This is a genomic window from Pirellulales bacterium (genome assembly GCA_035656635.1).
Lineage (GTDB): Bacteria > Planctomycetota > Planctomycetia > Pirellulales > JADZDJ01 > DATJYL01.
The window spans coordinates 21,611-30,539 of sequence record DASRSD010000088.1; the positions used below are offsets into that span (position 1 = coordinate 21,611).

Genomic DNA, 8,929 nt, shown 5'->3' on the forward strand with positions numbered 1-8,929 from the left:
ACCCCACGCCCCGAAAACACAATTCAAACCGCCGAAGTGGCTAGACTTCCCGTGCCCGAGGCCGAAGATATTTTTAGCGCCGCCATCGAACTGCCTGCGCCCGGGGAGCGCGCGGACTATATTAAGAATGCTTGCGCCAGTGATGCGCGGCTTCTCAAACTCGTCCAAGGGCTGGTCAACGCTTACTTTCGGGCGGGCAATTTTCTAGAATCCCCGGCTTCCATTTTTGTTCAGAGCTCGGGTGATCAAATTCAGGAAACGCCGGGCACAACCATCGGCCGCTATAAGTTGCTCGAGCAAATCGGCGAAGGGGGGTTTGCGGTCGTCTTTATGGCGGAACAGGAGACGCCGGTGCGCCGCAAGGTGGCTCTAAAGATCATCAAGGCGGGCATGGACACCAAGCAGATCGTAGCTCGTTTTGAGGCCGAGCGACAGGCACTGGCGATGATGGATCACTCGAGCATTGCCAAGGTGTTCGACGCCGGGGCGACCGAAGCTGGTCGACCGTACTTCGTGATGGAATTGGTCAAAGGCATTCCAATTACCAACTACTGCGACCAGCATGATCTGAGTATCGCCCAGCGCCTGGATTTATTCATGCAAGTTTGCCAGGCGGTTCAGCACGCTCATCAAAAAGGGGTGATTCACCGCGATTTGAAACCCACGAATGTACTAGTAAGTACCCACGATGGTCGACCACTGACAAAAGTCATCGATTTCGGCATCGCTAAAGCGACCGAAGCACGACTGACCGAAAAAACGCTGTTCACGGATTTTCGCCAGCTCATCGGCACACCGGCGTACATGAGTCCTGAGCAGGCGGACGGCAGCCTAGATATCGACATCCGTAGCGATGTCTACTCGCTAGGTGTTTTGCTGTACGAACTCTTGGCCGGTGCACCACCATTTGGCTCGAAGGAGTTGCGCTCGAAGGGTTTTGCAGAAATGCAGCGGATCATTCGAGAAGTGGAGCCGCCAACCCCCAGTACGCGCCTTTCCTGCCAGGCAAAGGCTGCGCAAACTGCCACAGCTCGCCTGCGAAAAATCGATCCTAAGCGACTGCCGAAACTGCTCCGGGGCGAACTCGATTGGATTGTAATGCGCGCCATCGAAAAAGATCGCAACCGGCGTTACCAATCCGCTAGCAGCTTAGCGGAAGATCTCCAACGATACCGCACCGATCGACCTGTCGAAGCACGGCGACCAACGCCAAGCTACCGCCTTAAAAAATTCATCCGCCGAAATAAGTTAGTGGTGTTCTCGGGCATAGCAGTTTTGCTTGCCGTGATGATCGGTTTAGCAGTGGCATCGATCGGCTTCGTTCGAGCCCGGCACGAAGCAATACGTAGCGAGCAGGTGGCGCAGTTTCTCAAAGATATGCTCAAAGGTGTCGGCCCCAGCGTGGCTTTGGGTCGAGATACGAAGCTACTGCACGAAATACTGGATAAAACTGCCACTCGCGTACAACACGATTTTGCTGATAATCCCGCAGTCCTATCGGAACTATGTTACATATTGGGAACCACGTACGAGGATCTTGACGAGGATAATCGCGCCGAACCGATGTTCCAAAACGCGGTCGAGCAATATCGCCTCGCTTTCGGAAACGAAAACACCCACGTGGCGCTGGCGCTGGGGCGACTAGGCCTCGTCCAGGCTTGGCTCAACCGCGGGTCGGGCGGGCGCATCACCTGCGGTGAAGCGGTCCAGATCGCGCGAAAGTGCGGCGACAAAGGGGTTCTGGCCCATTGTCTGTATTACTATGCCGGATCATTGACTGCACCCATCATTACTCCGGAGTCGGCTCCATTTCTGCGGGAGGCCATCGCACTTGAAAAGGAAGCGGGGGACGACCCGTCGTTTTTAGCCAGATGCTTGTTGCATTTGGGGGCCAGTCTCGACGACGAGCCCGGTTATCGCGCCGAGGCAGAATCAATGATGCGCGAAGCGCTCGCCTTGCATCGCGCCCAAGTTCCCCCTGATGACGCGCACATTGCCAACGACTTATTCGTGCTCGGACAATGCCTGTTGAAGGGAGGCAAATTGGATGAGGCAGAGGCCATCGCCCGAGAAAACGTCGATTTCAGTCATCGGGTCTACGACAAAGACCACATCAATCGCGAATTCTATCTTGGCCTTCTCGGCCACGTGCTCATGGTGCGAGGCAAGTGGGAAGCAGTCGAAACCTTGTTCAAAGAGGCGGTGGATTCATCACCATCAAACGCCAGGTACTGGGAGATGCTGGGCGATCTCAATGGGCGGCGCGGCCATTGGCAAGCTGCCGTGGAGCAGCTTACTCGCACCGTTGAGCTGAATCCGAACGTTGATGGCAATAATGGTGCGTTTTTTCTGGCGGTAGCTCTGGTGCGAGCTGGTCAGCTTGACGAATACCGTGCGCACTGCCACCGTTTTCTCGAGCGATGCAGCGACGCACGGGACCACTATGGCCATTACCTGGCGGCTTTGGCTTCGCTGATGTTGCCCGTCGAGGGCGCCGATTTGGATCGCGCGTGCCAATATGCCGATTCCGGCGCGGTTCGAGAGCATGGCGAATCGCTGTCGAGTGAATCGACGTTCGGCAAAGCGCTGGCCGAGTATCGGCGCGGGCACTTCGCATCGGCGATTGATTGGGCGGACCGCGCGACGAACAGCAGCGACGAAGGCCACGCCGGTCCGGCAAAGGCCGCGAACTACTTCATCGAGGCTTGTGCCAATGCTGCATTGCGTGAATTTGAAACAGGCCGCGCGGCGCTATCTCGCGGCGACGAATTCGAGAACCAGCTCCAATCACACGCAGCCAGCGATTTTATGGCCAAATGGGCGGATTGGGCAGTTGCCAATCATCTGCGCGACGAGGCGGTCGAGTTGATGGAGAAGTCCTCTCAGGCCACAAAACCGTAGCGGTATCTCTCTTGCCGGGGATTTTCTGCATCTGGTTGAGCCCTGCTGCTCGCCGATTTCGCATGTACAACTAGCGAACGGCAATTGCTTAGCCCTGGAGCGCTTCGCATGTAGTTCTGCAGCAGCGCGACTCTTTTGCCCTCCGCTAATCGCTTATCGACTGCTGTTTGAACTAGGAGAACTCGCTTGAATACGAAACGAACCACGATCGTGCTGGCTGCTATGCTGTGTCTGATTGCCGCTCCAGTGTGTGCTGAGTCTCTCTATGTCTCCGTTGACAATTACCCGACCGAAGCTGTCGACCGAGTTAGTTCCAACGGCACCGTAGGCCTCTTTGCCACGCTGCCCTCGGATGCAGAATATTTTGGCGAGGCTTTTGACGGCAACGGCAATCTCTACGTCGTGGGTTCTCTTGGCCCAATCCAAAAAATCACCCCGAGCGGGACCGTGAGCCTCTATGCCACGATCCCGACCTCTTTCAACACCTTCCCCTTCCTTCTTGACATGGCCTTTGACGGCAACGGCAATCTCTATGCTGCCGACAACGCCGCCAACGGCGGTAACGGTCAAATCTACAAGATCACCTCCGCCGCCGTGAGTATCTTCGCGACCGTGCCCGGCGGTGCTGCGGGTCTGGCGTTCGACGGCAGCGGCAACCTCTACGCGACGGGTGGCAACGAAATCTACAAGATTACCTCCGCAGGTGTCGTGAGCAACTTTGCGACCCTCCCCTCGATTCCTCTCGATCTAGCCTTTGATGGCACTGGCAATCTCTTCGCATCAACAGAAGGCAACATCAGTCAGATCAGCAAGATCACCCCGGCCGGAATCGTGAGCCTCTTCGCGTCACTGCCTGCCGACTCAAACAGTGCTGCCGGTCTGGCCTTCGACGCCGGCGGCAATCTTCTCGTCGCGGAGGAAATTGGCACGATTAGTGAGATTGCTCCCAACGGCACGGTGAGTACATTTGCAAGTGGCATCCCTGACGCGACATATCTCGCATTCGGCCCCGACCCCGTGCCGGAGCCATCCTCATTCGCACTCGCCGGCCTCGGCATTCTCGGCTTGATTGGCTGTGTTCTGCGAAGACGCCGACAGCACCAATATGTACCCATCCTTGCCGCATTGCTATGTGTAGCTGCAGTCTCACCAGCGCTGGCCATCACCTACACCACGTTCGATTACAGTGGTCCTGGCGCACTCGGCGGCGATGAGTTTGGGGTTGCCGGCGGCTTCCGCGGGATTTCCGATGGCAACGTTGTCGGAAACGATTACACAGGCTCTCCCGGAACTCCCAGCTATCAAAGCTTCATCTACAACGGCTCTTCGTATACCACGCTACCGGAACCACCTGGAATAAGTAATATCTCTGCGTTGGGAATTTCCGGCGGCAATATTGTCGGGCAATACAACGACGCTTCCGGTACAGCACACGGATTCCTCTATAACGGTTCTTCCTACACGACGCTCGACGATCCCAAGGCGATACCGGGCGGTGAGACGCAAGCTTGGGGGGTTTCCGGGAGCACAGTCGTCGGGTTTTACTTTGGCTCGGACGGTTATCACGGTTTCCTCTACAGCAGTTCGACCTACACGACGCTCGACGATCCGTCGGCGCCGGGGCATGACACTTATTCATTCGGGATTTCCGGCAGCAACATTGTCGGAACTTATGTGGACTCTTCCGGTGTAATCCATGGGTTCCTCTATAATGGCACGAACTGGACAACGCTCGACGATCCGTCGGCCGTACCAAATGGACAAACCATTGCCCAAGGAATTTCCGGCGGAAACATCGTGGGGACATCCTTTGATTCATCATCTGGTATCACCCACGGTTTCCTCTACGATGGTTCGACCTACACGACGCTGGATGGTCCATTAGGAACGTGGGCAAGCTCCTATGCCACTGGCATCGACGGCGACACCATTATCGGCGGTTACTTCGACGCATCGGGGGAGCACGGCTTCATAGCAACCGTGCCGGAACCATCAACGTTCGTGCTAGCCGCCTTGGGATTCGGCGCGCTGGTGTGGATCGCGCGGCGTAGAAGTTTTTCGGACCCGGATCGAAACGTATCCGTGACATGCGCGTTCCTGTAAAAACTTAAAAAACTTTTTCGATGTCGTGAGACAACCTCGCGCTAACTGTCGCATGACATACAGGATGCGTGAAAATACGTCCGAACTGTTCGATCGGTGATCAATGAATGATGTCGCTTATTAATAGCGGTGAATGCAATTTTCCTGGCGCGGTTGGTTAAAGTGGGTTCAGATCTGCTCGGCTTTTAGACCTCTGGACGACTTATGCACTCGCCCCGGTCACTGCCGCCAGGACCGTTTGGTTGCTGGTCGGTGTTCTTTCGCGATCGGGTTTCTTACCAGAATGAACCTCGACAAGAGTGGCGCACCCAATGCTTGACTAAGATCGTCTCAAAGCCCTGCACGGAAAGCGCTTGGATCGGTTGATGGACTGCATATGAACCGACGAAAAATTTACGTCTCAATTAGGAAAAATAGTATGACCTGTCATTTGAGACGGCTGGGGATGGGATTGATCGTGGCTTCAGCGGCTTCGCTAGTTCAAGCCAATTCCTATGTTTGGACCAACAGCTCCGGTGGCGATTGGAATGCCGGACTTCCTAGTGGAAATAATTGGAACTTTTCGGGTGTGCCGGGCAGTGCCGATTCGGCCGCATTTAATCTGTCGGCTACTTATCCAGTAACGTTTTCAACCTCTCCAGCTCCCATTCAGGACCTCACGGTTTCTACAGGCAATGTCACATTCATGGGCAGTCCCGCAGGCGGTACCACGCTCAGCGTGACCAGTATTGGAGGCAATCAAACTACGACGATCACCGGCACTGGCAGCTCACTCACACTGGGCGCTGCGGATGGCACTGGCGACAGAGCGATGAATCTCACCGCCGGCAATGCCGTATCGGTGCAAAATGGGGGCACTCTCAAGATTCTGCTGGGTAGTCAGGTCAATACGGGCACGATGTTGATCGGCAGCGGAACGCTATTGGTGGATGGTGCTTCGACACAGGCCATCGCCTCGGGCTTCTTGACCAACGCGTGGGGTGCAAACGGCGGGACGGCAACCGTCACGTTCAGCAACGGCGCCATCGGCACTTTCAACAACCTTAACGCGCCAATCGACCTGGCCAACGACGGCACGTCGGGGACGACGGCCACGCTGAATATTCTCTCCGGCGCCGTTTTGAACGCGGGCGCTGTGAATCTCGACGCAGTTGGCGGAGCGGCGACCTCAGCCACGTTGAACATCAATGGCAACGGCTCCATATTTACCCAAGTGGCGCCGCTGACGGTTGGCAACGCCACCAGCGGCATAGCGACGATCAATGTCGGCGGCGCCGCAACTTTCGGCGGCACACTGGATACCGGAAAGCAGTTTACGATCAACAAAACAGGCACGGTGAATATTGGAGCTAAAGGCGTCCTGGACGCCAACGGGCGTGTGCTGATCGATGGTGGTGTGCTCGAAGTCGATCCCGGCAATTTCAATTTAGCCGATAGTCAATCGATGATCATCAGTGGCGGCGGGCGCGCCAGCTTTTCAGCGGGCTACATGACTGCGTCCAACGCGCAATACACCATCAGCGGCGCCGGTTCGAAGTTGGAGACTACCCTTAGCGAGTCGCCAGTATTCATTCAGGGAAACGCTCAAATCAATGTCGCTTCAGGAGGATCGCTCTCGTCCCTAGGTCCTATCGGAATTGCGCGTGCCGTTTCCGACTCCGGCACGCTGAATGTGGATGGTGCCGGTTCCTCGGCCGTGGCCAATACAGCCAGTGTTAGTGCGTGGAATGGCGTCACGTCGAATGTTGTTTTCAGCAATGGCGCGACTGGTAGCTTTAACGGAGGCATCGACTTGGCGATGGCAGGCAACGGGCAGTCGGTTACCGTCCAAGTGCAAAGCGGTGCCGCGCTGAACGTCGGTAATTTGAATATCGCTGCCGGATTGTTCGAGAGCACGGCCGCAATGACCGTGACTGGCCTGGGGTCCGCAGTAGTACTGAATCCTGGCGGAGGGCCTTCAAGCCCCGCCGCAAACCTTGTGATTGGCGCCGCGTCCGGCGGCAGCGCCACAGTGAATGTCAACAATGGGGCCGCGCTGACTGTCGGCACTAGCGGCACGACCACATTGAATGTCACCGGGACGCTCAACATCAATGGCGGTAGCGTGGACTTAAAAGCGCTGACCAACACCGGTGGTACTGTCAATCTTGTGACCGGCAGCCTTTCGTACGTCGGCAATCTCACCGTGGGAAGTGGCGGGCTGCTGGGTGCTGATCCAAATATTGCGACAAATCAAAGCGTAACTCTGACGGGAACCACCACGATCGACGCAACACATACCCTGACATTATCTGGTGGTAAGCTCAATACTGGAAGTATGTTGGTCAACGGCGCCTTCAGTTTCGATCAAGGCTCGCTGGGATTTAATTCCACAGGCGGTGGATTCAACGGTTCGTTAGTTAGCAACTCACCCAGCACCACGATCAATGTGAGTGCAAACAATGTTTCGCTGGGCAACGCCAATAGTTTCACCGGGTTCATTCACCAAGGCACGCTCAATGTGGGCGCTAATACCGTCACGCTGAACAGTGCCGGTTACGCAAAACTGGGCGTCCTGACTTCGCTGATCGGCGGCACGATCAACGCGCCTAACGGCGTTAGCTTCGGAAGCGGATCAAACTTTTTGGGGCATGGCGCGGTGCATGCCCAAGTGACCGCTGAATTGGGCTCGGTGATTGAAGCCGACGGAGCCTTGGCGTTAGGCGATCCAACTTCGCCGGCGGGCTTCAATGATGCCGGCCAATTGCGGGTGAAAGAAAACATCATCACGCTCAACAGCAGCGCGCCGGCGACGGTGGGCAATCTCACGGCACTAGGAGGACTCGGCGGCGCAGGCACGATTAATGCTGCCAATGGTCTGGTCGAGAATTTCGGCGGCGCGATCACCGGCTACGGTACGATCAATTCCTCAAACACGCTGGCTAAGCATTCCATCATTAATGGCACTGTGCAAGGTAATTCGGCGTCCCAACCCATAACCCTGTCGGGCTGGATCAAAGGTGCCGGCACATTCAACAACGTAACCTTCAGCGGCACGTACGATCCAGGATTTTCTCCCACTCTGGCAACAGTCGGCAACGTCGGGTTCGCATCGGGTAGCACATTGAACATGGAGCTGGGGGGAACCTCCCGTGGCAGCCAGTACGACGCCATCATTGCCAGCGGACTTCTCAGCCTCGGAGGTACGCTCAATGTTTTACAAATTAACGGATTCACGCCGAATGCGGGAGATCGGTTTGACATTCTCGATTGGGGGACGCTAAACGGAACGTTCACGTCGGTGGAACTTCCCACGCTGAGCGGCACATTGGAATGGAGCACCAACCAGCTTTACGATAGTGGCATTCTCGCAGTGGTCGATAGGAGCCTGTTACTAGGTGATTTCAACCGCGATGGCCACGTCGATGCGACGGATATTCAAGCAATGGAACTGGCCCTTACCAGCTTTAGCACTTATGAATCCACCTTTAGTGTCTCGCCCGTCGAGTTTCCGAGCTTCAGCGACCTCAACGGCGATAGCAAATTCAACAATGCCGATCTGCAAGCGCTGCTGGATCTTCTCAAATCCGGCGGCGGCTCCACCGATTCCGTCCCTGAACCGGTGAGTTGGATACTGGCCTCCTTGGCATTTGCGGCAGTGTTTTGTGTAAGACTTGGCATGAATCGTTCACAATTTGCCAGTATGTACTTGAATCGCTGCGAACTCAAGGACGAAGCGTAAACCGCATGGAAGCGGATGACACGGCACATTGAACGGGGATTATTCCCGCGTAAACTCATCCAACAGGGTCAGCATGCGGTCACAACCGCTTCCGAGCCGGCTGTTTTTGCGGCACTTTCAATCCTTCTCAACGCCACAGTCGTTCCACGCGTTTGTGATTCACAGTCCACCCTTGGTGATTGAGCAATGCCGTAATTCTTCGGT

The 8,929-nt window shown here is 55.9% G+C and carries 3 protein-coding genes and 1 pseudogene; 3 read left to right on the forward strand and 1 reads right to left on the reverse strand.

Annotated elements, in window-relative coordinates:
* The first annotated feature begins 36 nt into the window (after positions 1-36).
* The 3 genes from VFE46_08270 to VFE46_08280 all read left to right on the forward strand — a co-directional run bounded on the left by VFE46_08270 (position 37) and on the right by VFE46_08280 (position 8,725).
* Entirely contained in the window at positions 37-2,901 is a 2,865-nt protein-coding gene (locus VFE46_08270; GenBank protein HZZ27987.1) for a protein kinase, read from the forward strand.
* 186 nt (positions 2,902-3,087) lie between these two features.
* Positions 3,088-5,004, forward strand: coding sequence for a PEP-CTERM sorting domain-containing protein (locus tag VFE46_08275; protein HZZ27988.1), 1,917 nt, complete (start codon positions 3,088-3,090; stop codon positions 5,002-5,004).
* 418 nt (positions 5,005-5,422) lie between these two features.
* Positions 5,423-8,725, forward strand: a complete 3,303-nt coding sequence (locus VFE46_08280; protein ID HZZ27989.1) for a dockerin type I domain-containing protein — start codon at positions 5,423-5,425, stop codon at positions 8,723-8,725.
* 130 nt (positions 8,726-8,855) lie between these two features.
* Here VFE46_08280 and VFE46_08285 read toward each other — a convergent pair.
* Positions 8,856-8,929, reverse strand: a pseudogene (locus VFE46_08285) (IS3 family transposase).